This window comes from Pseudomonas sp. 57B-090624 (assembly GCF_003234055.1).
GTDB lineage: Bacteria > Pseudomonadota > Gammaproteobacteria > Pseudomonadales > Pseudomonadaceae > Metapseudomonas > Metapseudomonas tohonis.
The window spans coordinates 93,080-115,490 of sequence record NZ_QKRU01000014.1 but is presented as its reverse complement, the minus strand read 5'-3'; the positions used below and the strand labels follow the sequence as shown (position 1 = coordinate 115,490).

Sequence of the window (22,411 nt, the reverse complement as noted above, 5' to 3'; positions counted from 1 at the left end):
GAGGGGGGTGATGTGCAGGGGCATGACGGGCCTCGATCAGTGGTTCTGCCCGTGCCAGGGCACGAGCTTGCGTTGCAGGGTGCGCAGGCCGAGTTCCAGGGCGAAGGCGACCAGGGCGATGACCAGGATGCCGAGCACCACGACGTCGGTGACCAGGAACTGCGCGGCCGACTGGACCATGAAGCCGAGGCCCTGGGTGGCGGCCACCAGTTCGGCGGCGACCAGGGTCGACCAGCCGACGCCGAGGCCGATGCGCACGCCGGTGAGGATGTCCGGCAGGGCGCTGGGCAGGACCACATGGCGGATCAGTTGCGCCGGGGTGGCACCGAGGGATTGCGCCGCGCGCAGGCGCGCCGGGTTGACGTTGCGCACGCCGGTGGCGGTGGCGATGGCGATGGGGGCGAAGATGGCGAGGAAGATCAGCAGCACCTTGGACAGCTCGCCGATGCCGCACCAGATGACGATCAGTGGCAGGTAGGCCAGCGGCGGGATCGGCCGGTAGAACTCGATCAGCGGGTCGAAGATGCCGTGGGCGATGCGGTTGCGGCCGATGGCGATGCCCAGCGGGATGGCGGTGAGCACGGCGGCCAGCAGGGCGGTGCCGATGCGCGCGAGGCTCGCCAGCAGGTGCGCCCAGAGGCTGGAATCCATGTAGCCCTGGGTGGCCAGCTGCCAGCCCTTGCGCAGCACCGCCTGGGGGCTGGGCAAGAACAGCGGCTCGATCAGGCCGGCGGTGGTCACCGCCCACCAGGCCAGCAGCAGGCCGACGAGGGTCAGGCTGCTGATGGCGAAGGTGGAGAGGCGCCAGGGGCGGGGTACAGGGGCCGCTGCCTTGTTTTCCGGCAGGGGCAGGTCGAGGCTGCTCATGCGCTTCTCCTTTGCCGTTCGGCGAAGACCTGGGCGAGGACGTGCTCGCGGGTTTCGATGAAGGCCCGGTCGGACTTGATCGCCCGTGCACTCTCGCCGGCGGCGTAGCGGCGGCCGAAGTCGAGGGTCAGGCGCTCGCTGATGCGGCCGGGGTTGGGTGACAGGAGGATCAGGTCGGTGGCGAGGAACACCGCTTCCTCGATGTCGTGGGTGATCAGGAACACCGGCTTGGCGGCGCGCTGCCAGACCTGCAGCAGCAACTCCTGCATCTGTTCGCGGGTGAAGGCATCCAGTGCGCCGAAGGGCTCGTCCATTAGCAGCACGCGCGGGTCGGCGGCCAGGGCCCGGGCGATGCCGACGCGCTGGCGCTGGCCCCCGGAGAGTTCCCAGATCTGCCGCTTCTCGAAGCCGGCGAGGTCGACCAGGGCGAGCATCTCGCGGGCCTTGGCTTCGCGCCGGGCACGGGGCACGCCGGCCAGTTCGAGGCCGAAGGCGACGTTGCCGAGGACGTTCTGCCAGGGCAGCAGGGCGTCGTCCTGGAACACCACGCCACGCTCGGCGGAGGGGCCCTGCACGGGCTTGCCGTCGAGGCTGATGCGGCCGTCGCTGGGGGGCACGAAGCCGGCGATGAGGTTCAGCAGCGTGGTCTTGCCGCTGCCGGAAGGCCCCAGGGCGACCAGCAGTTGCTGTGGCCCGAGGGTGAGGGAAATGTCGGTCAGTACCGGCTCGGCCGTGCCGGGGTACTGTGCGCTGATGCGCTCCAGCTGGAGTAAGGCCATTTTCTTTTGCGCTCTTCTGAATGTGTCGGATCGAGCGAGCTGGAGCGGGGCCAGTCGCAAACGACCGGGGCTGCTGCAGGTGAGCAGGCCCAGGTCGTTTTCAACGACGCCCCGCCGGCGCGCAGCCGATCAGTTGGTGACGTACTTGGCGCTCACGTAGGGGGCGTAGTCCGGCAGCACCGCATCGACCTTGCCCTGCTCCTTGAGGAAGGTGGCGGTCTGGTTGATGGCCTGGGTGGTCGGCGCGCCGAGGGCGGTGGCCTGGTCGGCAGCCAGCGGGAAGACGTTGCCCTGCAGCAGCAGCGGGATGTCCTCGGCCTTGGCGCCGGAGAGCTTCACCACCTTGTCGATGTTGGCCTTGTCGGCCAGCCAGGCTTGCGGGTCCTTGCGGTAGTCGGCGTAGGCATCGAGGGTCACCTTGGCGAAGGCACGGACCGCCTCGGGGTGCTTCTCGGCGAAGTCCTTGCGCACGATCCAGGCGTCGAAGGTCGGGGCGCCGAGCTTGCCCAGCTCACCGGAGCTGATCAGCACCTTGCCGCTGGCCTTGGCCACGCCGAGCGCCGGGTCCCAGACGTAGGTGGCGTCGATGTCGCCGCGCTGCCAGGCGGCGATGATGGCCGGCGGCGCGAGGTTGAGGATGGTCACCTTGCTCGGGTCGATCTTCCAGTGCTTGAGGGCGGCCAGCAGGCTGTAGTGGCCGGTGGAGACGAAGGGCACGGCGATCTTCTTGCCGACCAGGTCCTCGGGCTTGGCGATGCCGGCGCCGTTGCGGGCGACCAGGGCCTCGGCGTCGCCGATCTGGGTGGCGATGAGGAAGGTCTGGATCGGCAGCTGGCGGGTGGCGGCCGCCGCCAGGGGGCTGGAGCCGACGTAGCCGATCTGCACGTCACCGGAGGCGACGGCGGTGATGACTTCGGCGCCGCTGTCGAACTTGCGCCAGTCGATCTTGGAGGCGCTGGCCTTTTCATAGGCGCCGTCGGCCTGGGCGACTTTCGCCGGGTCGACGGTGGTCTGGTAGGCGACGGTGAAGTCCGCGGCCTGCGCGGTGATGGCCAGGCCGCCGAGGGTCAATGCCGCCAGCAGGCGACGGGGGAACAGAGAGCTGATCATGGTGGTGCTCCTAAACGGGCGACGGGCCGGTTTGGAGGCCGGGCCACGGGACGGGAATCGGGGTTTTCTCAGGGTGTCCGGTGGTCCGGTGGAGCGAAATCTAAATGATCTAAAAACGTCTCAATAAATACTATTTGGTTATTAGTTTATGAGCGGCCGTGAGGGTGCCGCCGCCTTTACAGGCCGGGAGAGGTGTGGGACTGCGAATTCCGTCCGCTGCTGCGTCATTGGGGATGGCGCCAGACGGCCAAAGTCGGTAATTTGCGCGCCCTTTCGAGTAACCGAAGTCGCCTCTCCCAGGGGCAGCTCCCCGCCAGAGGGAGGGTATCGGCTTATTTATGCGATTTAGTTACAAGAACGTGACGATAAATTCTTTTTAAGAATTAAATCCCTTGTCCTAGATTGGCCGCCACCTGAGGCAGGCCTGCTGGCAAGGCGCTACGGGGAATTTATGACCAGCGGGTCATACCGCTTCGCTATTTACTTGTGTATATAGCGGTGTCCGCCTCACCCATCAGAACAACCTAGAAACACGCACCACTGGAGCATTGCATGAACAAATCTACCCTGGCCCTGGCCATCGCTGGCGGCCTGCTGGCCCAACAGGCCGTCGCAGGCGGTTTCATCGAGGACAGCAAGGCCACCCTCGGCCTGCGCAACTTCTATATCAACCAGGACAACCGCGAAGGCACCAATAACCCTTCCAAGCAGGAAGAGTGGGGCCAGGGCTTCATCTTCAACTACAGCTCCGGCTACACCGAAGGCACCGTGGGCTTCGGCGTTGACGCCCTGGGCCTGCTGGGTGTGCGCCTGGATTCCGGCAAGGGCACTCACTACAACAACGGCAGCGATAACTACGGCGGCATCGTGTTCCCGTCGGAAGGCGATGGCCGTGCCGTGGATGATTTCGGCAGCATCGGCGTGACCGGCAAGGTCCGCATCTCCAAGACCGAAGGGCGTATCGGCACCCTGCAGCCGAAGCTGCCGGTGGTGACCTTCAACGACGGCCGCCTGTTGCCGCAGACCTTCGAAGGTGGCCAGGTCACCTCCAACGAAATCGATGGCCTGACCCTGATCGGTGGCCAACTCGAACACGCCAAGGGCCGTAACTCCAGCGATGCCCGGGGCCTGTCCATCGGCGGCGCCAACAATGCGCAGACGGGCAAGTTCGAGAACAAGTTCTACTACGCAGGTGCCGACTACAAGGTCACCAAGGACCTGACGGCCCAGTACTACTACGGCAACCTCGATGAGTTCTACAAACAGCACTTCCTGGGCCTGACCCACGTGCTGCCGGTCGGCCCGGGCTCCCTGAAGTCCGACCTGCGTTACTTCTACAGCACCTCCGATGGCCTGAACTCCAGCGCCGCCGGTCGTAGCCAGGGTTATCGCAGTGCCGGCAAGTGGGCCAGCAACGACCCGCTGCGTGGCGAAGTCGACAACCGCACCTGGAGCGGCATGTTCACCTACACCCTGGGCAGCCACGCCGCCAGCCTGGGCTACCAGCAGGTGTCCGGCGACAGCGCCTTCCCCTTCCTGAACCAGGGTGATGGCGGCACTGCCTACCTGATCACCGACCGCCAGATCGGCAAGTTCCTCAGCGCTGGCGAGCGCACCTGGGTGGCCGAGTACGGCTACGACTTCACCAAGGCCGGCGTACCGGGCCTGAAGGCCATCGCCACCTACCTGAAGGGCAGCGGCATCGACAACGCCACTGGCGGCGACCTGGGCGAGTGGGAGCGTGACTTCCGCCTGGACTACACCCTGCAGGACGGCCCGCTGAAAGGCCTGGGCCTGTCCTGGCGTAACGCGGCCTTCCGCAGCGATGTGGGTGGCACCACCCGCGACCAGGACGAAAACCGCCTGATCGTGAGCTACACCCTGACCCTGCTGTAAGCGGCGTCAACGAGCCGCGCTTCCGCCTTTGGCGGAGGCGCGGCTTTTTTGTGGGCGCGATTCGGGGCAGGGCAGCACATCGGCTTCGTGGGATGGGTAGAAACCCATGCGGTGATCGGGCACCCCGCACGATGGGTTTCGTACCTCTACCCATCCTACGAAAGGGCCATGTGCCTTGAATCAGGCCCCAGGCAGTGATCGTGGGATGGGTAGAGCGAAGCGAAACCCATGCGGTGATCGGGCACTCCGCAACGATGGGTTTCGTACCTCTACCCATCCTACGAAAGGGCCATGTGCCTTGAATCAGGCCCCAGGCAGCGATCCGTAGGATGGGTAGAGCGAAGCGAAACCCATGCGGTGATCGGGCACTGCAACGATGGGTTTCGTACCTCTACCCATCCTACGAAAGCGCCATGTGCCTTGAATCAGGCCCCAGGCAGTGATCGTGGGATGGGTAGAGCGAAGCGAAACCCATGCTGTCGTCGGGCACTCATTACTTATAGGTTCAGTGCTTCGCCGAACGCCGACCGACTCCTCTGGCAAATGCTGAGCGGGTGTTTCTGTGGGTGTGCAGATATAGCTCTCAAAGTTATAAATAAATTGTTATTTATTCTTTTTGATTTCATTCGAGACTGGGCATAGTGAGCGCACAGAACGACGAATCCAGTCTCAAGGAGCTGCACAGATGAGCATCAGACTCGGCGACATCGCCCCCGATTTCGAACAGGACTCCAGCGAAGGCCGCATCCGTTTCCACGAGTGGCTGGGCAACAGCTGGGGCGTGCTCTTCTCGCACCCCGCCGACTTCACGCCGGTGTGCACCACCGAACTGGGCCTGACCGCCAAGCTCAAGGATGAATTCGCCGCCCGTGGGGTCAAGGCCATCGCCCTGTCGGTGGACCCGGTGGAATCGCACCTGAAGTGGATCGACGACATCAACGAGACCCAGAGCACCGTGGTCAACTTCCCGATCATCGCCGACGCCGACCGCAAGGTGTCCGACCTCTACGACCTGATCCACCCCAACGCCAACGACACCCTCACCGTGCGTTCGCTGTTCATCATCGACCCGAACAAGAAGGTGCGGCTGATCATCACCTACCCGGCCAGCACCGGCCGCAACTTCAACGAGATCCTGCGGGTGATCGACTCGCTGCAACTGACCGACAACCACAAGGTCGCCACCCCGGCCAACTGGCAGGACGGCGACGAGGTGGTGATCGTCCCCTCGCTGAAGGACGAGGACGAGATCAAGCAGCGCTTCCCCCGTGGCTACAAGGCGATCCGGCCCTACCTGCGCCTGACGCCGCAGCCCAACCGCTGAGTCCGGAGGACGGCGCCCCTGTCAGGCGCCCCGGCCCGAGCTCGTGCTCCACCGCCCTGCGCGCTGGAGCGTCTGACCCGAACAACCCGCTCCCTGGAGGGCACCGCTAAGAACCTAGGCAGTTGTTAGCGGTGCCCGGAGCGACCGAACCGGCCTTACTCACCCGCCAACGAGGCGAGCAGGCGCACACACAAGCACCCGCGAAGTACGAGGAGAGCGCCATGCGCACCATCACTTTGCGTCGGAGCCTGGCTGCGCTGTTCACCGCGGCCCTGGCATTCGGCGCCATCACCCAGGCACAGGCCGAGACCCTGCGGATCGGCTACCAGAAGTACGGCACCCTGGTGCTGCTCAAGGCCAAGGGCTCCCTGGAGAAGCGCCTGGCCGCCCAGGGCATCGACGTCAAATGGACCGAGTTCCCCGGCGGCCCGCAGCTGCTGGAAGGCCTCAACGTCGGCTCCATCGACTTCGGCGTCACCGGCGAGACCCCGCCGGTGTTCGCCCAGGCCGCCGGCGCCGACCTGCTCTACGTCGCCTACGAACCGCCGGCGCCCACCAGCGAGGCGATCCTCGTGCCCAAGGGCTCGGCGATCCAGTCGGTGAAGGAGCTGGCCGGCAAGAAGGTGGCCCTGAACAAGGGCTCCAACGTGCACTACCTGCTGGTCCGCGCTCTCGAAGAGGCGGGCCTGAAGTACAGCGACATCCAGCCCGTGTACCTGCCCCCGGCCGATGCCCGCGCCGCCTTCGAGCGTGGCAGCGTCGACGCCTGGGTGATCTGGGACCCCTTCCAGGCCGCCGCCGAGCAACAGCTGCAGGCACGCACCCTGCGCAACGGCACCCAGCTTGTGGATAACCACCAGTTCTACCTGGCCACCCGGGCGTATGCGACCCAGCACCCGCAGGTGATCAGCACCCTGGTGGAGGAAGTGCGCGCCGTGGGCGAGGACTCCAAGGCCGACCCGGACAAGGTGACCGAACAGGTCGCACCGCTGCTCGGCCTGCCCAGGGACATCACCGCCATCGCGGTGAAGCGCCAGGGCTACGGCGCCCAGTTCCTCTCCCCGGAGGTGGTCACGGCGCAGCAGAAGATCGCCGACACCTTCACCGACCTGAAGCTGATCCCGAAAAAACTCAGCATCAAGGACGTGATCTGGACGCCGCCCGCCAAGGTCGCCCAGCAGCCGTGATGTGCGCCTTGCCCCGCGCCAGGACGGCGCGGGGAAGGTTTCGATACCCGTAAACGAACCATCATCGCGCGGCTACGCCACGCCGGCGCGCTCACCCTGGAGTTATTGCGATGAGTCTCAACCTCTTCTGGTTCCTGCCGACCCACGGCGACGGCCACTACCTCGGCACATCCGAAGGCGCCCGCGCTGTCGACCACGGCTACCTGCAGCAGATCGCCCAGGCGGCCGACCGCCTCGGTTTCGGCGGCGTGCTGATCCCCACCGGCCGTTCCTGCGAGGACTCCTGGCTGGTCGCCGCCTCGCTGATCCCGGTGACCCAGCGCCTGAAGTTCCTCGTGGCCCTGCGCCCGGGGATCATTTCGCCCACCGTCGCCGCGCGCCAGGCCGCGACCCTCGATCGCCTCTCCGGTGGCCGGGCCCTGTTCAACCTGGTGACCGGGGGCGACCCGGACGAGCTGGCCGCCGACGGCCTGCACCTGAACCATGAAGAGCGTTACGAGGCTTCCGTCGAATTCACCCGCATCTGGCGCCGCGTGCTGGAGGGCGAGACCGTCGACTACGACGGCAAGCACATCCAGGTGAAGGGCGCCAAGCTGTTCTACCCGCCGCTGCAGCAACCGCGCCCGCCGCTGTACTTCGGCGGCTCCTCCGAGGCCGCCCAGGACCTGGCCGCCGAACAGGTGGAGCTGTACCTGACCTGGGGCGAGCCGCCGGCCGCCGTGAAGGAGAAGATCGAGCAGGTGCGCGCGAAGGCCGCCAAGCTCGGCCGCAGCGTGCGCTTCGGCATCCGCCTGCACGTGATCGTGCGCGAGACCAACGAAGAAGCCTGGGCCGCTGCCGACCGCCTGATCGCCCACCTCGACGACGCCACCATCGCCAAGGCCCAGGCGGCCTTCGCCCGCTTCGATTCCGTCGGCCAGCAACGCATGGCCGCCCTGCACAATGGCAAGCGCGACCAGCTGGAAGTCAGCCCCAACCTCTGGGCCGGCGTCGGCCTGGTACGCGGCGGTGCCGGGACCGCGCTGGTGGGCGATGGCCCCACCGTGGCCGCGCGGGTCAGGGAATACGCGGACCTGGGCATCGACACCTTCATCTTCTCCGGCTACCCGCACCTGGAAGAGTCCTACCGCGTGGCGGAGCTGCTGTTCCCCCACCTGGACGTGGCGCGCCCGCAGGCCGGCGATGGCCTGGCCTTCGTCAGCCCCTTCGGCGAGATGGTGGCCAACGAGGCGCTGCCCGAGCGTCGCCTCAAAGTCTCGCAGAGCTGAGGACGCCGAGATGAATTTCCAGTCAATCCTCCAGCGCCTGGCGCCCTGGGCACTGCCTTTCGTGCTGCTGGCCACCTGGCAGATCGCCGTCGAGACCGGCCTGCTCTCCACCCGCATCCTCCCGGCGCCCAGCGCCGTGGTCACCGCCGGCTGGCAACTGGTGGCCAGTGGCGAGATCTGGACCCACCTGGCCATCAGCGGCTGGCGCGCCGGCATCGGCTTCGCCATCGGTGGCGGCCTCGGCCTGCTGCTGGGCTTCATCACCGGTCTGTCGAAATGGGGCGAGCGCCTGCTCGACAGCTCGGTGCAGATGATCCGCAACGTGCCGCACCTGGCGCTGATTCCGCTGGTGATCCTGTGGTTCGGCATCGACGAGTCGGCGAAGATCTTCCTCGTCGCCCTCGGCACCCTGTTCCCCATCTACCTCAACACCTACCACGGCATCCGCAACGTCGACCCGGCGCTGGTGGAAATGGCGCGCAGCTACGGCCTCTCCGGCTTCGGCCTGTTCCGCCAGGTGATCCTGCCCGGCGCGCTGCCCTCGATCCTGGTGGGGGTGCGCTTCGCCCTCGGCTTCATGTGGCTGACCCTGATCGTCGCCGAGACCATCTCGGCCAGTTCCGGCATCGGCTACCTGGCGATGAACGCCCGCGAGTTCCTGCAGACCGACGTGGTGGTGCTGGCGATCCTGCTCTACGCGGTGCTCGGCAAGCTGGCCGACGTCGCCGCCCGTGGCCTGGAGCGCCTGTGGCTGCGCTGGCACCCGGCGTACCAGGCCAAGGGAGGTGCGGCATGAATGCCCTGTCCACGCCGCAACGCCTGAAGCGCGGCATCCCGCTGGCGATCCGCAGCATCGGCAAGTCCTTCGGCGAGCGCGAAGTGCTCAAGGACATCGACCTGCTGATCCCCGCCGGCCAGTTCGTCGCCGTGGTCGGCCGCAGTGGCTGCGGCAAGAGCACCCTGCTGCGCCTGCTGGCCGGGCTGGACAAGCCCTCCCGTGGCGAACTGCTGGCCGGCTCCGCACCGCTGGAAGATGCCCGCGAAGACACCCGGCTGATGTTCCAGGACGCCCGCCTGCTGCCGTGGAAACGGGTGATCGACAACGTCGGCCTCGGCCTTTCCGGCAACTGGCGGCCCAAGGCCCTGGAAGCCCTGGAGGCCGTGGGCCTGGCCGACCGCGCCCAGGAATGGCCGGCGGCGCTGTCAGGTGGCCAGAAGCAGCGCGTGGCCCTGGCCCGCGCCCTGATCCACGAACCGCGCCTGCTGCTGCTGGACGAACCGCTGGGCGCGCTGGATGCGCTGACCCGCATCGAGATGCAGCAACTGATCGAACGCCTCTGGCAGAAGCACGGCTTCACCGTGCTGCTGGTCACCCACGACGTCAGCGAGGCCGTGGCCATCGCCGACCGGGTGATCCTCATCGAAGACGGCGAGGTCGGCCTCGACCTGGCCGTGGAACTGCACCGCCCCCGCGCCCGTGGTTCGGCCCGGCTGGCGGCACTGGAGGCCGAGGTGCTGGAGCGGGTGCTGTCGCAACCCGCCTCGCCACCGGAGCCGGAACCCTTTTCACCCCTGCCCACGCAGTTGCGTTGGGCGCTCTGAGAGCAGCCGGAAGCTCGAAGCCGGAAGCCTGAAGCACGCAGTCCGCTTCCAGCTTTCAGCTTCTGGCTTACAGCTCATTTTCGACCCCAGGAGAAAACGCCATGACCATCAAAGCCATCAACGTCCGCAACCAGTTCAAGGGCACCATCAAGGAAATCATCGAAGGCCCGGTGCTCTCGGAGATCGACGTGCAGACCGCCGCCGGCATCGTCACCTCGGTGATCACCACCCGTTCCGTGCGCGAGCTGGAGCTGGGCATCGGCTCGGAGGTGATCGCCTTCGTGAAGTCCACCGAGGTGTCCATCGCCAAGCTGTGAGGCAACGGGGTGTGATCGTGGGGGAGAGGCGGGAATCGCGGCGCGATCCTTCGCGGATGAATGCGCTCCCACATGAACGTGCCTTGTACCGACATGAAGAGCCCCCGCGTTTGCGGGGGCTCGTTCGTTTGGGGATCGCTGGGCGATCCTTGGGCGAATGAATTCGCTCCTACAACCCGATCCGCGTGGGAACGCATTCATTCGCGAAGGCGCGCGGTGCGCTACCGGGGCGTAGGGTGGACGTCGCTCTTTACGTCCACCAGCGGTGGCGCAGGTGACGCCGATGGTGGACCGGTGAAGCGTGGTCCACCCTACACGGGACTACCCCCGCCGCACCCACAAAAAGCCCCGCGTTCGCGGGGCTTCGTTCATCCGGGTTCGGCTCAGCGCGTCTGCGGTGCCGGCTGCTGCTGGGTGATGCAGTGGATGTTGCCGCCGCCGAGGAGGATCTCGCGGCCGGGCACCATCACCACTTCATGTTGCGGGAACAGGCGCTTGAGGATGGCTTCGGCCTCGGCGTCCTTGGGGTCGTCGAACTTTGGCGCGATGATGCCGCCGTTGACGATCAGGAAGTTGACGTAGGACCCGGCCAGGCGGATCGACGGGTCGCGCTCCTGGGTGCCGGCCACCAGGTCGACGCCGGCGCATTCCTCGTCCGTGGCGTAGAGCGGGCCGGGGATCGGCATCTTGTGCACCACCAGCTGGCGGCCCTTGGCGTCACGGGCTGCCTCCAGCACCTTCATCGCCCCCTGGCAGCGCGGGTAGTTGGGGTTGGCCGGGTCGTCGGTCCAGGCCAGCAGCACTTCGCCCGGGCGCACGTAGCAGCAGAAGTTGTCGACGTGGCCGTCGGTCTCGTCGTTGTAGAGGCCATCCGGCAGCCAGATGACGCTGTCCACCGCCAGGTGGTCGCGCAGCACCGCCTCGATCTCCTCGCGACTCAGGTGCGGGTTGCGGTTGCGGTTGAGCAGGCATTCCTCGGTGGTGATCAGGGTGCCTTCGCCATCCACGTGGATGGAGCCGCCTTCCAGCACGAAGCCCTCGGTGCGGTAGCCCTGGCAGCCTTCGATGCGGAGGATCTTCGAGGCCACCTGGTCGTCGCGGTTCCACGGCGAGTAGAGGCCGCCGTCGAAGCCGCCCCAGGCGTTGAAGGCCCAGTCCACGCCGCGCACTTCACCCGTGTCGTTGGTCACGAAGGTGGGGCCGGTGTCACGCACCCAGGCGTCGTCGGTGGTGATTTCCACCACGCGGATGTTCGGCTCGTCCAGGCGCTGGCAGGCGTTCTCGTACTGGCCGGCGCTGACGCACACGGTCACCGGCTCGAAGCGGGCGATGGCGCGGGCCACGGCGGTGAAGGCCGCCTGCGCGGGCTTGCCGCCGAGGCGCCAGTTGTCCGGGCGCTCGGGCCAGACCATCCAGGTGCGGCTGTGGGTCTCCCACTCGGCCGGCATGCGGAAGCCATCGGCGCGGGGTGTGCTGTTCAGAGGTTTCATGGGGATTACCTGTGGTCGCCCGGCGAGGGGCGCTGCGGTGGCTGTTGAGTGGGCCTCGCATTGGCGGGGCCCACTGGAAAGGGGTGTCAGGACTCCAGGGAGCCGTCCAGGGTCTTCAGCGGGCCGTACAGGTTCGGGCGACGGTCGCGGAAGGTGCCCCAGGCGCTGCGGGTACGTTCCAGAGCGTCGAGGTCGAAGCTGTGGACCAGCACGCCTTCCTCGGTCTCGTTCAGTTCCTCGACCTTGGCGCCGAACTGATCGGCGATGAAGGAGGAGCCGTAGAAGGTGATGTCGTAGCCGTCCTGCTCCTCGCGGCCGATGCGGTTCGACGCCACCAAGGGCATCAGGTTAGCGCCTGCGTGGCCCTGCTGCACGCGCTGCCAGTGGTCGCGCGAGGTGATGCTGGCGTCGTGGGGCTCGCTGCCGATGGCGGTGGGGTAGAAGAGAATCTCGGCGCCCAGCAGCGCCATGCTGCGGGCGCACTCGGGGAACCACTGGTCCCAGCAGATGCCCACGCCGATGCGCGCGTAGCGGGTGTTCCACACCTTGAAGCCGGTGTCCCCGGGGTTGAAGTAGTACTTCTCGTGGTAGCCGGGGCCGTCCGGGATGTGGCTCTTGCGGTACACGCCGAGGTTGCGGCCGTCGGCGTCGATGATGGCGATGCTGTTGAAGCGCGCGCGCCCCGCCAGCTCGAAGTAGCTGATGGGCAGCACCACCTGCAGTTCGGCGGCGACCTTCTGGAAGTGGGCGATGGCGGCGTTGGTCTCGGTGGCGGTGGCCAGCAGCAGGTAGTCGGCGTTGGGCTTCTGGCAGAAGTAGGGGGTCTCGAACAGCTCCTGGATGAGGATGATCTGCGCGCCCCTGGCGGCGGCCTGGCGCACCAGTTTCTCGGCGTTGGCGATGTTCGCGGCGCGATCCCAGGAGCAGGCCATCTGGGTGGCGGCGACGGTAACGATGCGGGACATGGAGACACCTCGTCAGGACGATTGCTGTCGATGAGCGGGCGTGAGTCGCCCGGATGGCGACTTTATAGTCGATAATAATCTGCTTTAAAAGTGGTTATTTAACGCTAAAGCAGAATATAGCCCGAAATTGCCGATTGTTATCGGTTATTTATCGGATAAAAATCGAAGGCTTCAGAGTGCGTCCGCCAGCACGGCTGCACGCTTGGGCAGGAAGGGCGGCAGGTAGAGGCCGAGGTAGGCATCGAAGACGCGCATGCCTTCCTCGGCGAAGCGCGGGGTGATTTCGCCGTGCAGCTGCACCGAACGGGCATAGACGCGATCGCCCAGCTCCATGGCCAGGGCGAAGACGTCGAGGTCGCCCGGCAGCGCCGGCAGTTCGAAGTGGCGCTCGAACAGGCGGTGCATCAGGCGGCCCAGCTCGATGTCGTGCTGGCGGTCGGCCTGGGTCACTTCGGTGAGGCCGTGCTGGGCCAGGATCAGCTGGCGCGCGGCGGTGTCTGCGGCGTAGATCGCCAGCATGCGTTCTTCCACCAGGCGCGAGAGGTCGCGCCAGCTGCCCAGGCGCGCATGCTCCACCGGCTCCTGCAGGCAGGCGCGGAAGGCGGCGTGCACCTCGGCGGTGAGGCCTTCGAGGATCGCCGGCACGCTGGCGAAGAAGTGGTAGACGGAGGAGGGCGGCATCTCCGCGCGCTCGGCCACGCTGTAGATCGACAGGTTGGCCACGCCTTCCTCGGCCAGCAGCGCGCGGGCGGCGTCGAGAATCCCGGCGATGCGCAGCTGGCTGCTGGCGCGGGGTTTGCGAGGGGTGGCGGGACGCGACATGGACGGCTCCTTGGCATGAGGCCGCTATTGGACGTTAGCCATGGGCCCCATGCAATACCGATGCGTCCCCTTCGTTCAGCTGGTGCTGACCGGTTCCACCTTGAGCAGCACGCCGTCCTGGCCGATGACGCGCACCTGGGCGCCGGCGGGCAGGTCGGGACCGACCACCAGCCACACCGAGTCGCCGGCCTTGATCTTGCCGCGCCCGCCTTCGATGGCCTGGTGCAGGGCGAACTGGCGGCCGACGAACTCCTGGCCCCGGCGGTTCAGCCCCGGCTGGTCGGAGGGCTTGGCGGCGCTGCGCTGGCGGCGCCACCAGTAGACGGCGGTGCACACCGAGAGCACGCCGAAGAGGAGGAACTGCACCTCCCACGGGATGCCCGGCACGATGAAGGTGAGGGCGCCGACCGCAGCGGCGGCGAGGCCGATCCACAGCAGGTAGCCGCCGGCGCCGAAGACTTCGAGGATCAGCAGCAGGGTGCCCAGGGCCAGCCAGTCCCAGAAGGACAGGGTCTGCAGGTAACCGAGCATGGTCAGACCTTCTTGTCGCCGAAGGTGGCCTTGACGATCTCGCCGATGCCGCCCACCGAGCCGATCACCTGGCTGGCCTCCAGCGGCATGAGGATCACCTTGCTGTTGTTGGCGCTGGCCAGGCTGCCCAGGGCCTCGACGTATTTCTGCGCGACGAAGTAGTTCACCGCCTGCACGTTGCCGTTGGCGATGGCCTGGGACACCACGCGGGTCGCCTCGGCTTCGGCCTGGGCGGCGCGTTCGCGGGCCTCGGCTTCGAGGAAGGCGGCGGCGCGCTCGCCCTCGGCGCGGAGGATTTCCGCCTGCTTGTGGCCCTCGGCGGTGAGGATGGCGGCGGAGCGGGAGCCTTCGGCCTCGAGGATCTGCGCGCGTTTCAGGCGCTCGGCCTTCATCTGGCTGGCCATGGCTTCGACCAGGTCGGCGGGCGGGCTGATGTCCTTGATCTCGATGCGGGTGACCTTGATGCCCCAGGGCGCGGTGGCCTCGTCGACGGTGCGCAGCAGGCGCTCGTTGATGGCGTCGCGCTGGCTGAGCATGGCGTCCAGCTCCATGGAGCCGAGCACGGTGCGGATATTGGTCATCACCAGGTTGCGGATGGCGTGCTCGAGGTTGTTCACCTCATAGGCCGCCTGGGCCGCGTTGATCACCTGGAAGAAGCACACGGCGTCGATCTCGACGATGGCGTTGTCGGCGCTGATGGCTTCCTGCGGGGGGATGTCCAGCACCGCCTCCATGACGTTGAGCTTGCGGCCGATGCGGTCCATCACCGGGACGATGATGTTCAGGCCCGGCTTGAGGGTGTTGGTGTAGCGGCCGAAGCGCTCCACCGTCCACTCGTAGCCCTGGGGCACGACCTTGAAGCCCATGAAGACGATGGCCACGGCGAGCGCGACGAAGAGGAGTACGACTGTGGTGATGCCCATGACTGTTCCCTGTAGGTGAGTGCCGGCAGCGGCCTTTCTCGGTTATCCGCCCGGATTCTGCGCCGGGCGGCGGTGGTTACTTCTGTTCGCTCTGCGGGGTGACCCGCAGCACTTCCTCGACCGTGGTGAGGCCGGCGGCGACCTTCTGCGCGCCGGACAGGCGCAGGCTGCGCATGCCTTCCTTGAAGGCGTTGCGACGCAGGCCGACCAGGTCGGTGTCGGCGGTGATGTAGCTCTTCACCGAATCCGACAGCAGCATGATCTCGTAGACCCCGGCACGGCCCCGGTAGCCGGTGTCGCGGCATTCCAGGCAGCCCACGGCGCGGTGCGCCCCGGTGGGCAGCGGTGCGCTCCAGGGGCGGGTGAGGTTCTGCCAGTCCTCTTCTTCCAGCTCGATGGGCGCCTTGCAGTGCGGGCACAGGGTGCGCACCAGGCGCTGGGCCATGACCCCGAGCAGGGTGGCGCGCAGCAGGTAGTAGGGCACGCCCAGTTCCAGCAGGCGGGTGATGGCGCTGGGGGCGTCGTTGGTGTGCAGGGTGGAGAGCACCAGGTGGCCGGTGAGCGCCGCCTGGATGGCCATCTCGGCGGTTTCCAGGTCGCGGATCTCGCCGACCATGATGATGTCCGGGTCCTGGCGCATCAGCGCGCGCACGCCGCTGGCGAAGGTCAGGTCGATGTTGTGCTGCACCTGCATCTGGTTGAAGGCGCCCTCGATCATCTCGATGGGGTCTTCGATGGTGCAGACGTTCACCTCGCTGGTGGCCAGCTGCTTGAGCGTGGTGTAGAGCGTGGTGGTCTTGCCCGAGCCGGTGGGGCCGGTGACCAGGATGATGCCGTTGGGCTGGTTGGTCATGCTCTGCCAGCGCTTCAGGTCGTCCTGGGAGAAGCCCAGTTGGTCGAAGCTCTTGAGCAGCACCTCGGGGTCGAAGATGCGCATCACCATCTTCTCGCCGAAGGCGGTGGGCAGTGTGGACAGGCGCAGTTCCACCTCGCCGCCCTCCGGGGTCTTGGTCTTGACCCGGCCGTCCTGGGGCTTGCGCTTCTCCGCCACGTTCATGCGGCCGAGGCTCTTCAGGCGGCTGACGATGGCCATCGTCACCTGGGGCGGGAACTGGTAGACGGTGTGCAGCACGCCGTCGATGCGGAAGCGCACGGTGCCCTGTTCGCGGCGCGGCTCGATGTGGATGTCGCTGGCGCGCTGCTGGTAGGCGTACTGGAACAGCCAGTCGACGATGTTGACGATATGCGCGTCGTTGGCGTCGGGTTCCTGGTCGTTCGCCCCCAGTTTCAGCAATTGTTCGAAGTTGCCGACGCCGCTGATCTTCTGGTCCACGGCATTGGCGCCGCTGACCGACTTGGCCAGGCGGTAGAACTCCACGGTGAAGCGCTGGATGTCCGCCGGGTTGGCGACGATGCGCTTGATCGGGCGCTTGAGCACGTGGGTGAGGTTGCCCTCCCAGCTGTGCACGAAGGGCTGGGCGCTGGCGATGGTGACGCTCTCGCTGTCGGCGGCCACGGCGAGGATCTTGTGGCGCTGGGCGAAGGCGTAGGACATCAGCGGGGTGACCGCGGCGACGTCGATCTTCAGCGGGTCGATGCGCAGGTAGGGCTGGCCGGCGTACTCGGAAAGCCACACGGTCAGGGCTTCGAGGTCGAGCTTCTTGCCGGGGCGCTTGAGGTCGTCGACCTGCTGGCTGGCGAGGAATTCCAGCGGGTGCTGCTGGTTGTTCACCGCGCTGCGGCGAATCGCCATGCACTGCTCGGCGGTGTCCTGGGCGATCCGGCCCTGGTTCACCAGCTCCCGCAGGAGGTCGTTGAGGTCCAGCCAGCGATCCTGGGCGGCTGAGGCAAAAGCGGACATGCAGGCTCCTTGGTCACGCGATCCCGGTCAGGGAAGAGTAGCCAACGCACTCTTCCGTGGAGGGTGCACAGGATGCCCGAATCGGCGCCTCGGGGCGAAGGGCATTGCGTGACCGGGTGCACCGAACGGCGCGGTCAGGATGCCGCAGGCTGCACATCCACCGAAAACACGCTGACCAGGGAGCGCATCTTCTGCGCGATCACCTCGGCGCGGTGCAGGGTCAGGCCGTCCTGGTGCAGTCGCAGCAGCAGTTCGTCGCCCTGGCGGCTCGACTCCAGCCACTGCGGCACCAGCTGCAGCTGGGCGAAGTAGGCGAGCAGGCGGCTGAGGATGTCCGCGTCGGCCTCGGCGAGGATGGTGAAGCTCAGGGTGCGCGCCTGGCCGGGCAGCTGCGTCTTGCTCCACACGTCCTCACGCGGCGCCATGGCGGTGGGGAAGGGCGGCGGCGGGGTGATGCGGGAGGATTCGTCGAGGTCGAGCATGGTGGCGTGGCTCCGGAGGCGACGGCCTATTTTCCGGGCGCCAGAGGGGGAATTTCTGCCTATTTATTGGTTGTTCAGCCTGATTGAGGAATAGAATTTCCTCGATTTCCGATTATTGAGGTTTTTCATGCCTGTCGAACTCGATCCCTACGACCGCCGCATCCTCGAACTGCTGCAGGAAGACGCCGGCATCGCCACCGCCGAGATCGCCGAGCGCATCGGCCTGTCCCAGTCGCCCTGCTGGCGGCGCATCCAGCGGCTCAAGGAGGAAGGCGTGATCCGCCGCCAGGTGACCCTGCTGGACCGGCGCAAGATCGGCCTCAACGCGCAGATCTTCGCCCAGGTGAAGCTCAACGCCCACGGCCGCTCCAACCTCACCGAGTTCGCCGAAGCCATGCAGGGCTTCCCCGAGGTGCTGGAGTGCCACGTGCTGATGGGCGCGGTGGACTTCATGCTGCGCATCGTCACGAAGGACATCGAGGCCTACGAGCGCTTCTTCTTCGAGAAGCTGTCGCTGGTGCCGGGCATCCAGGAGGTCAACTCCATCGTCGCCCTGTCGGAGATCAAGTCCACCACCAGCCTGCCGGTGGGCGGGTAGGGAGATGCACGGAGGTACCCGTGGGAGCGAATTCATTCGCGATGGCAGCCGATAGGCTGCCGCTCCTTGCGGGTTCGCGCCTGGGGCCGCTGCGCGATCCAGCGACAGGTATGGGACGGTTCCCCGGGCATGGTGCGGCGAGCGCCGCATTTCCGTGCCATGACAGGTACGCGATGGTGACTGGCTCATCAGCCAGGAGCCATGTCATGAACACGCCAGGATCAACGCTGGATACCGCTTTTGGCGACATCGCGCTGATGATCACCAGTGCCCGCCAGCGTGCCTATCAATCGGTCAATGCCGAACTGATCACGCTCTATTGGCGAATCGGGCGCCATATCAGCGAGAAGCTGGAGTCGTCGGAGTGGGGCGAAGGGGTCGTCGAGCAACTGGCGAAGTACCTGGCGCGCACCCAGCCGGGGCTGCGCGGATTCACCCGGCGCAACCTGTTCCGCATGCGCCAGTTCCACGATGCCTGGCCGGATGAGGCAATAGTGTCAGCGCTGCTGTCACAAATACCCTGGACCCATAATCTGCTCGTGCTTGGCCAATGCCGTACCCCCGAGGAGCGCGGTTTCTATCTGCGACTGGCGATACGGGAACGCTGGTCAAGCCGGGAACTGGAACGACAGTGTCGGGCTGGATTGTTCGAACGCTCGCTGAACAGGCCTGTCAGCGCATCGAAAGCCCTGCGGCAACGGCAACCGGATGCCGTAGATGCCTTCAAGGATGCCTATGTCTTCGAGTTCCTGGATTTGTCCCCTGGGCACGGCGAGGCGGAGTTGCATCGTGGCTTGTTGTTCCGCCTGCGGGACTTTCTGATCGAGCTGGGGCGGGACTTCTGCTTCATTGGGTCCGAATACCCGTTGCAGGTCGGTGGCCGTGACTTCTTTCTCGATCTCCTGTTCTTCCATCGAGGCCTCAACTGCCTGGTGGCCATCGAACTCAAGGTGGGGCGTTTCGAGCCGGAATACCTGGGGAAGCTGGATTTCTATCTGGAGGCTCTGGACCGGGATGAACGCAAGCCTCACGAGCATCCCGCCATCGGTGTGCTGCTGTGTGCCAGCAAGGATGATGAGGTGGTGGAGTACGCCCTCAACCGTTCCCTGTCTCCGGCGCTGGTAGCCGAGTATCGAACCCAGTTGCCGGATCAGGAGCTGCTGCAGCGCAAGCTCCAGGAGTTTTATGCACTCGATTCACGGGACTGACCCATGAAAAAGCCCCGCATCGGCGGGGCTTTTTCAGGGGGGTGCGGATCAGGCGTTGAGGCCGGTGGCCTCGTCGGCGCCGATGTGCACGTTCATGCACTGCACGGCGGCACCGGCGGCGCCCTTGCCGAGGTTGTCCAGGCGCGCGACCAGGTTGAGGCGGTCGGCGGAGCCGAAGACGAAGAGGTCGACGCGGTTGGTGTCGTTGCAGCCCTGGACGTCGAAGAAGCCGCCGTCGAGGTTGCCCTCGTCACCGGCCGGCATCACCCGCACGAACTGCTCGCCGGCGTAGTGCTGGCGGTAGATCTCGGCGATCTCGGCGGCGCCGGCCTTGCGTGCCAGGCGCTCGGTATAGAGCGGCACGGTCACGGCCAGGCCCTTGAGGAAGGGGCCGACGATGGGGTTGAACACCGGCGCCTGGGCCAGGCGGGCCTGGACGCGCATTTCCGGCAGGTGCTTGTGCTCCAGGCCCAGGGCGTAGGGGCGCGGGCTCATGAGCCTGGCGTCGTTGCCGGCCTCGTACTCGGCGATCATGCCCTTGCCGCCGCCGCTGTAGCCGGTGAGGGAGAAGGCCGAGAGCGGGTAGTCGGCGGGCAGCAGGCCGGCGTCGATCAGCGGGCGCACGGCGAGGATGAAGGCGCTGGCGTGGCAGCCGGGTACGGCGATGCGCTTGCTGGTGCGGATCTTCTCGCGCTGGCCGGCGGCCAGTTCCGGCAGGCCGTAGGCCCAGTTGTCGTCGGTGCGGAAGGCGGTGCTGGCGTCGATGATGCAGGTGTTCGGGTTGGTCACCAGGGACACCGCCTCGCGGGAGGCGACGTCGGGCAGGCAGAGGAAGGCGACGTCGGCGGCATTGAGGAAGCGTGCGCGCTCTTGCGGGTCCTTGCGCTTGTCATCGGCGATGCGCAGCAGCTCGACGTCGGCACGGCCGGACAGGTAGTCGAGCAAACGGAGGCCGGTGGTGCCTTCCTGACCATCTACGAACACTTTGAAAACCATGGCGGACTCTCTCGGACAGACGAATGAAGAGCGGGGCGCGCATTGTAACCAGCGCGGCGGCGCCTTGGCCAAGCGCGTCGGCGGATCAGTTCCGCGAGGCGTCGGGCGGCGTGGCGGTGGGGGGCGGAGTGAGGCCCATGGAGACATAGATGCTGGTCAGCGCATCGACCCCCATGTCGGCCGGGCGCACCCAGTCCACCGGTACGTAGAGCAGGCCGCCCCCCACCGGGATGGGCGCGGTGGGCACCAGGATGGCGCAGTAGGGCCGGCCTTCCAGTTCGATGGGCGCGGAGCTGGGTTGCAGGGCGAGCACCGCCGCGCCGTCGCCACCGAAGAAGCACCAGACCGGCTGCATGGTGGTGATGTCGGCGTTCTTTTCCTTGTCGAGCATGCCGACGAAGCGGTCGGCGATGTTGTAGACGTTGCCGATCAGCGGGGTGCGCCGCAGGGTCTGGTCGAACAGCCAGGCCAGCGGCCGGCGCAGGCCCAGCTGCACGGCCAGGCCCAGGGGATAGAGGCTGCCCAGCAGCACCAGGGTGCCGACGAACCAGGCCAGGACCGGGCTGCTGGCAAACGGCTGGCCGAGCGCGGCGAGCAGTTGGCCGATCAGCGTCGAGGGGCCCACCAGGCGGTTGAGCAGGCTGACGATCCAGGCCAGCAGGGCCAGGGTCAGCACCAGGGGCAAGAGGGCCAGCAGGCCGGTCAGCCAGGTGCCGAGCAGGGATCGGAAGCTTTGCTTGAACATCGGGTGGGTTCCTCGTCGGCACCGCGCGGGCGCGCGGTGCCGGGTCGCATCACTTGAGCAGCTGCTTCCAGCTCTTCAGCGTCAGCACCCGGTGGGCCTGGCTGACGCGGGCTTCGAGGGCCTCCTCGTCGATCGGCCGGCCGGCCAGTTCGGCCAGCTTGTTCAGCTCACCGTAGCAGCGGTCGGTCTCGGGGATCTCCAGCAGCACGCTGCGGGCCAGGCGCAGCCAGACCAGCAGGCGCTCGATGCGCGGCAGCTGCTCGGCGAGGTCCTCGGGCTGGCGCTTGTAGCGGTCCAGCTGCAGGTCGCGGGCTTCGTCGCCCAGCAGGCGCGGCAGCCACTTGCCCAGCGCGGCCTTGCCCTGGCGGTTGCCACGGTCGTTGCGGCCGACGGTCCAGGAGCGGGCCAGCAGCCAGCTGGAGGCGTCGAGGGAGAACAGGCCCCAGCGGGTGCCGGCCAGTTCATCGGCGAATTGCTGCGGCGCCGCCTGGCGCGCGGCCTCGTCGTCCTGGCCGGCGGCCAGGCGCGGGCGCCAGTCGCCGATCAGGGCGTCCAGGGCCTCGCGCAGGCCGTGGCTGCTGGCGCGCGGCGCGGCCTGGCCGAGGCTGCCGAGCAGGGCGCGCAGGTCGATCAGCTGCTGCAGCCATTCGCCGAGCAGCTTCCAGTGGCCGTTGAAGCGGTATTGCTCGGCCAGGCGCTGGCTGCTGCCGAGCAGGTGCCAGGCGATGGCGGCGATGGCGTCGTCCAGGGGCATCTCGGCGTCCAGCACCGGGGCCGGCAGGGCGACGCTGTAGCTGTTGGCGTCGAACAGGCGGTAGCCACGCTCGGCCTTGCTGATGTCGCAGGGCATCAGGGGCAGGTCGGCGGCCAGTTCGCGGGCCAGTTCCAGCAGCGCCTCGGGCTCGCCCTGGCGCAGTTCCAGCTCCAGCTCGCAGATTTCTTCCTCGGCCTTGCCGGCGATGACCTTGCCCAGGTCCAGGGCGGCTTCCACCACCACCTTGGCCTTGCCACGGCCCCAGGCGATCTCGGCGCGCTCGCGGACGAAGTCGGTGGTGAAGATCGGTGCCAGGGTCTTCTTGTCCAGGTCGGCGAGGCTGGCCGGCCAGCAGTCGTCACCCAGCTTCTTCGGGTCGAGCTTGGCCTTGGGCAGGTACCAGTCCCACTCGTTGCGCTCGGACAGCCCGGCCACGCTCTGGCCACGGCTCTTGAGGGTCTGGATGAACTGGTCGCCGTCGCGGCGCAGGCGCAGGGCGACCTTGGCCTGGGACAACTCCCGCCCGGGGGTGTCGTAGTACTGGTTGAAGAGCTCGCGCTTCTCCCAGCCGCTCTTGTTGCGTTTCTTCAGCAGCGGGTGGTCGCGGAGGGCTTCGAGGGTCTCGCGGCTGGCGCGGAGCTTGATTTCGGTTTCTTTTTGCATGGCCGGAGTTTTATCAATCGCAG

General features: G+C 66.9%; 22 protein-coding genes. 9 read left to right on the top strand and 13 right to left on the bottom strand.

The features are described from left to right. Positions 1-36: 36 nt before the first annotated feature. From tauC to tauA, 3 genes are all read right to left on the bottom strand, one after another. On the bottom strand, positions 37-867 hold the full coding sequence (gene tauC, locus DMX10_RS09360) for a taurine ABC transporter permease TauC (RefSeq protein WP_111260828.1): 831 nt from the start codon (positions 865-867) through the stop codon (positions 37-39). After that, entirely contained in the window at positions 864-1,646 is a 783-nt protein-coding gene (gene tauB, locus DMX10_RS09355) for a taurine ABC transporter ATP-binding subunit (RefSeq protein ID WP_044413892.1), read from the bottom strand. The genes tauC and tauB overlap by 4 nt, the downstream gene beginning before the upstream one ends. A 129-nt stretch (positions 1,647-1,775) precedes the next feature. Continuing rightward, positions 1,776-2,756, bottom strand: a complete 981-nt coding sequence (gene tauA, locus DMX10_RS09350; protein ID WP_111260827.1) for a taurine ABC transporter substrate-binding protein — start codon at positions 2,754-2,756, stop codon at positions 1,776-1,778. Between the two features lie 552 nt (positions 2,757-3,308). On the opposite strand from tauA, the gene DMX10_RS09345 reads away from it, so the two are divergent. The 7 genes from DMX10_RS09345 to DMX10_RS09315 all read left to right on the top strand — a co-directional run bounded on the left by DMX10_RS09345 (position 3,309) and on the right by DMX10_RS09315 (position 10,350). Then, on the top strand, positions 3,309-4,652 hold the full coding sequence (locus tag DMX10_RS09345) for an OprD family porin (RefSeq protein ID WP_111260826.1): 1,344 nt from the start codon (positions 3,309-3,311) through the stop codon (positions 4,650-4,652). A 685-nt stretch (positions 4,653-5,337) separates the two neighbouring features. Next, positions 5,338-5,976, top strand: a complete 639-nt coding sequence (locus DMX10_RS09340; RefSeq protein ID WP_111260825.1) for a peroxiredoxin — start codon at positions 5,338-5,340, stop codon at positions 5,974-5,976. 221 nt (positions 5,977-6,197) lie between these two features. Further along, the gene (locus DMX10_RS09335) at positions 6,198-7,163 is read left to right on the top strand and encodes a sulfonate ABC transporter substrate-binding protein (protein ID WP_111260824.1); all 966 of its coding nucleotides are present in this window, start codon (positions 6,198-6,200) and stop codon (positions 7,161-7,163) included. 110 nt (positions 7,164-7,273) lie between these two features. Then, positions 7,274-8,431: an FMNH2-dependent alkanesulfonate monooxygenase gene (gene ssuD, locus DMX10_RS09330; RefSeq protein ID WP_111260823.1), complete on the top strand. Its 1,158-nt coding sequence runs from the start codon at positions 7,274-7,276 to the stop codon at positions 8,429-8,431. 10 nt (positions 8,432-8,441) lie between these two features. Further along, on the top strand, positions 8,442-9,227 hold the full coding sequence (gene ssuC / locus DMX10_RS09325) for an aliphatic sulfonate ABC transporter permease SsuC (RefSeq protein WP_111260822.1): 786 nt from the start codon (positions 8,442-8,444) through the stop codon (positions 9,225-9,227). Continuing rightward, positions 9,224-10,033 carry an aliphatic sulfonates ABC transporter ATP-binding protein gene (ssuB, locus tag DMX10_RS09320; protein ID WP_111260821.1) on the top strand — a complete coding sequence of 270 codons (810 nt, stop codon included), beginning with the start codon at positions 9,224-9,226 and terminating at the stop codon, positions 10,031-10,033. The genes ssuC and ssuB overlap by 4 nt, the downstream gene beginning before the upstream one ends. 101 nt (positions 10,034-10,134) lie before the next feature. Further along, entirely contained in the window at positions 10,135-10,350 is a 216-nt protein-coding gene (locus DMX10_RS09315; RefSeq protein ID WP_003455791.1) for a molybdopterin-binding protein, read from the top strand. Positions 10,351-10,733: 383 nt separating this feature from the next. Here the strand turns inward: DMX10_RS09315 and aguA are convergent, their stop codons facing one another. From aguA to DMX10_RS09280, 7 genes are all read right to left on the bottom strand, one after another. Next, on the bottom strand, positions 10,734-11,840 hold the full coding sequence (gene aguA, locus DMX10_RS09310) for an agmatine deiminase (protein ID WP_111260820.1): 1,107 nt from the start codon (positions 11,838-11,840) through the stop codon (positions 10,734-10,736). Between the two features lie 86 nt (positions 11,841-11,926). Further along, entirely contained in the window at positions 11,927-12,805 is an 879-nt protein-coding gene (aguB, locus tag DMX10_RS09305) for an N-carbamoylputrescine amidase (protein WP_111260819.1), read from the bottom strand. Positions 12,806-12,976: 171 nt separating this feature from the next. Further along, positions 12,977-13,627, bottom strand: coding sequence for a TetR/AcrR family transcriptional regulator (locus DMX10_RS09300; protein ID WP_111260818.1), 651 nt, complete (start codon positions 13,625-13,627; stop codon positions 12,977-12,979). A gap of 75 nt (positions 13,628-13,702) precedes the next feature. Further along, the gene (locus DMX10_RS09295; protein ID WP_111260817.1) at positions 13,703-14,158 is read right to left on the bottom strand and encodes an NfeD family protein; all 456 of its coding nucleotides are present in this window, start codon (positions 14,156-14,158) and stop codon (positions 13,703-13,705) included. Positions 14,159-14,160: 2 nt separating this feature from the next. After that, complete coding sequence (locus DMX10_RS09290) at positions 14,161-15,081, bottom strand: SPFH domain-containing protein (RefSeq protein ID WP_021222852.1); 921 nt, start codon at positions 15,079-15,081, stop codon at positions 14,161-14,163. Between the two features lie 76 nt (positions 15,082-15,157). Next, a complete protein-coding gene (locus DMX10_RS09285; protein ID WP_021222853.1) occupies positions 15,158-16,942 on the bottom strand; it encodes a GspE/PulE family protein in 1,785 nt (594 codons plus the stop codon). A gap of 134 nt (positions 16,943-17,076) precedes the next feature. Continuing rightward, positions 17,077-17,424 carry a hypothetical protein gene (locus DMX10_RS09280; protein WP_178082936.1) on the bottom strand — a complete coding sequence of 116 codons (348 nt, stop codon included), beginning with the start codon at positions 17,422-17,424 and terminating at the stop codon, positions 17,077-17,079. A gap of 127 nt (positions 17,425-17,551) precedes the next feature. Between DMX10_RS09280 and DMX10_RS09275 the strand changes: the two genes are divergently transcribed. Continuing rightward, the gene (locus DMX10_RS09275) at positions 17,552-18,022 is read left to right on the top strand and encodes an Lrp/AsnC family transcriptional regulator (protein ID WP_111260816.1); all 471 of its coding nucleotides are present in this window, start codon (positions 17,552-17,554) and stop codon (positions 18,020-18,022) included. Positions 18,023-18,228: 206 nt separating this feature from the next. Then, complete coding sequence (locus tag DMX10_RS09270) at positions 18,229-19,230, top strand: YhcG family protein (RefSeq protein ID WP_111260815.1); 1,002 nt, start codon at positions 18,229-18,231, stop codon at positions 19,228-19,230. A gap of 48 nt (positions 19,231-19,278) precedes the next feature. On the opposite strand, the gene argC is transcribed toward DMX10_RS09270, so the two are convergent. The 3 genes from argC to DMX10_RS09255 form a co-directional block, all read right to left on the bottom strand. After that, entirely contained in the window at positions 19,279-20,226 is a 948-nt protein-coding gene (gene argC, locus DMX10_RS09265) for an N-acetyl-gamma-glutamyl-phosphate reductase (RefSeq protein WP_111260814.1), read from the bottom strand. 85 nt (positions 20,227-20,311) lie between these two features. Further along, positions 20,312-20,971, bottom strand: a complete 660-nt coding sequence (locus tag DMX10_RS09260; RefSeq protein ID WP_111260813.1) for a DUF502 domain-containing protein — start codon at positions 20,969-20,971, stop codon at positions 20,312-20,314. Positions 20,972-21,020: 49 nt separating this feature from the next. Continuing rightward, positions 21,021-22,388, bottom strand: a complete 1,368-nt coding sequence (locus DMX10_RS09255; RefSeq protein WP_111260812.1) for an inorganic triphosphatase — start codon at positions 22,386-22,388, stop codon at positions 21,021-21,023. Between the last annotated feature and the right edge of the window lie 23 nt (positions 22,389-22,411).

Excerpts from the sequence above, each read along its gene's own strand:
- tauC (WP_111260828.1), bottom strand. The coding sequence starts at position 867 with ATGAGCAGCCTCGACCTGCCCCTGCCGGAAAACAAGGCAGCGGCCCCT.
- tauB (WP_044413892.1), bottom strand. The coding sequence starts at position 1,646 with ATGGCCTTACTCCAGCTGGAGCGCATCAGCGCACAGTACCCCGGCACG.
- tauA (WP_111260827.1), bottom strand. The coding sequence starts at position 2,756 with ATGATCAGCTCTCTGTTCCCCCGTCGCCTGCTGGCGGCATTGACCCTC.
- DMX10_RS09345 (WP_111260826.1), top strand. The coding sequence starts at position 3,309 with ATGAACAAATCTACCCTGGCCCTGGCCATCGCTGGCGGCCTGCTGGCC.
- DMX10_RS09340 (WP_111260825.1), top strand. The coding sequence starts at position 5,338 with ATGAGCATCAGACTCGGCGACATCGCCCCCGATTTCGAACAGGACTCC.
- DMX10_RS09335 (WP_111260824.1), top strand. The coding sequence starts at position 6,198 with ATGCGCACCATCACTTTGCGTCGGAGCCTGGCTGCGCTGTTCACCGCG.
- ssuD (WP_111260823.1), top strand. The coding sequence starts at position 7,274 with ATGAGTCTCAACCTCTTCTGGTTCCTGCCGACCCACGGCGACGGCCAC.
- ssuC (WP_111260822.1), top strand. The coding sequence starts at position 8,442 with ATGAATTTCCAGTCAATCCTCCAGCGCCTGGCGCCCTGGGCACTGCCT.
- ssuB (WP_111260821.1), top strand. The coding sequence starts at position 9,224 with ATGAATGCCCTGTCCACGCCGCAACGCCTGAAGCGCGGCATCCCGCTG.
- DMX10_RS09315 (WP_003455791.1), top strand. The coding sequence starts at position 10,135 with ATGACCATCAAAGCCATCAACGTCCGCAACCAGTTCAAGGGCACCATC.
- aguA (WP_111260820.1), bottom strand. The coding sequence starts at position 11,840 with ATGAAACCTCTGAACAGCACACCCCGCGCCGATGGCTTCCGCATGCCG.
- aguB (WP_111260819.1), bottom strand. The coding sequence starts at position 12,805 with ATGTCCCGCATCGTTACCGTCGCCGCCACCCAGATGGCCTGCTCCTGG.
- DMX10_RS09300 (WP_111260818.1), bottom strand. The coding sequence starts at position 13,627 with ATGTCGCGTCCCGCCACCCCTCGCAAACCCCGCGCCAGCAGCCAGCTG.
- DMX10_RS09295 (WP_111260817.1), bottom strand. The coding sequence starts at position 14,158 with ATGCTCGGTTACCTGCAGACCCTGTCCTTCTGGGACTGGCTGGCCCTG.
- DMX10_RS09290 (WP_021222852.1), bottom strand. The coding sequence starts at position 15,081 with ATGGGCATCACCACAGTCGTACTCCTCTTCGTCGCGCTCGCCGTGGCC.
- DMX10_RS09285 (WP_021222853.1), bottom strand. The coding sequence starts at position 16,942 with ATGTCCGCTTTTGCCTCAGCCGCCCAGGATCGCTGGCTGGACCTCAAC.
- DMX10_RS09280 (WP_178082936.1), bottom strand. The coding sequence starts at position 17,424 with ATGCTCGACCTCGACGAATCCTCCCGCATCACCCCGCCGCCGCCCTTC.
- DMX10_RS09275 (WP_111260816.1), top strand. The coding sequence starts at position 17,552 with ATGCCTGTCGAACTCGATCCCTACGACCGCCGCATCCTCGAACTGCTG.
- DMX10_RS09270 (WP_111260815.1), top strand. The coding sequence starts at position 18,229 with ATGAACACGCCAGGATCAACGCTGGATACCGCTTTTGGCGACATCGCG.
- argC (WP_111260814.1), bottom strand. The coding sequence starts at position 20,226 with ATGGTTTTCAAAGTGTTCGTAGATGGTCAGGAAGGCACCACCGGCCTC.
- DMX10_RS09260 (WP_111260813.1), bottom strand. The coding sequence starts at position 20,971 with ATGTTCAAGCAAAGCTTCCGATCCCTGCTCGGCACCTGGCTGACCGGC.
- DMX10_RS09255 (WP_111260812.1), bottom strand. The coding sequence starts at position 22,388 with ATGCAAAAAGAAACCGAAATCAAGCTCCGCGCCAGCCGCGAGACCCTC.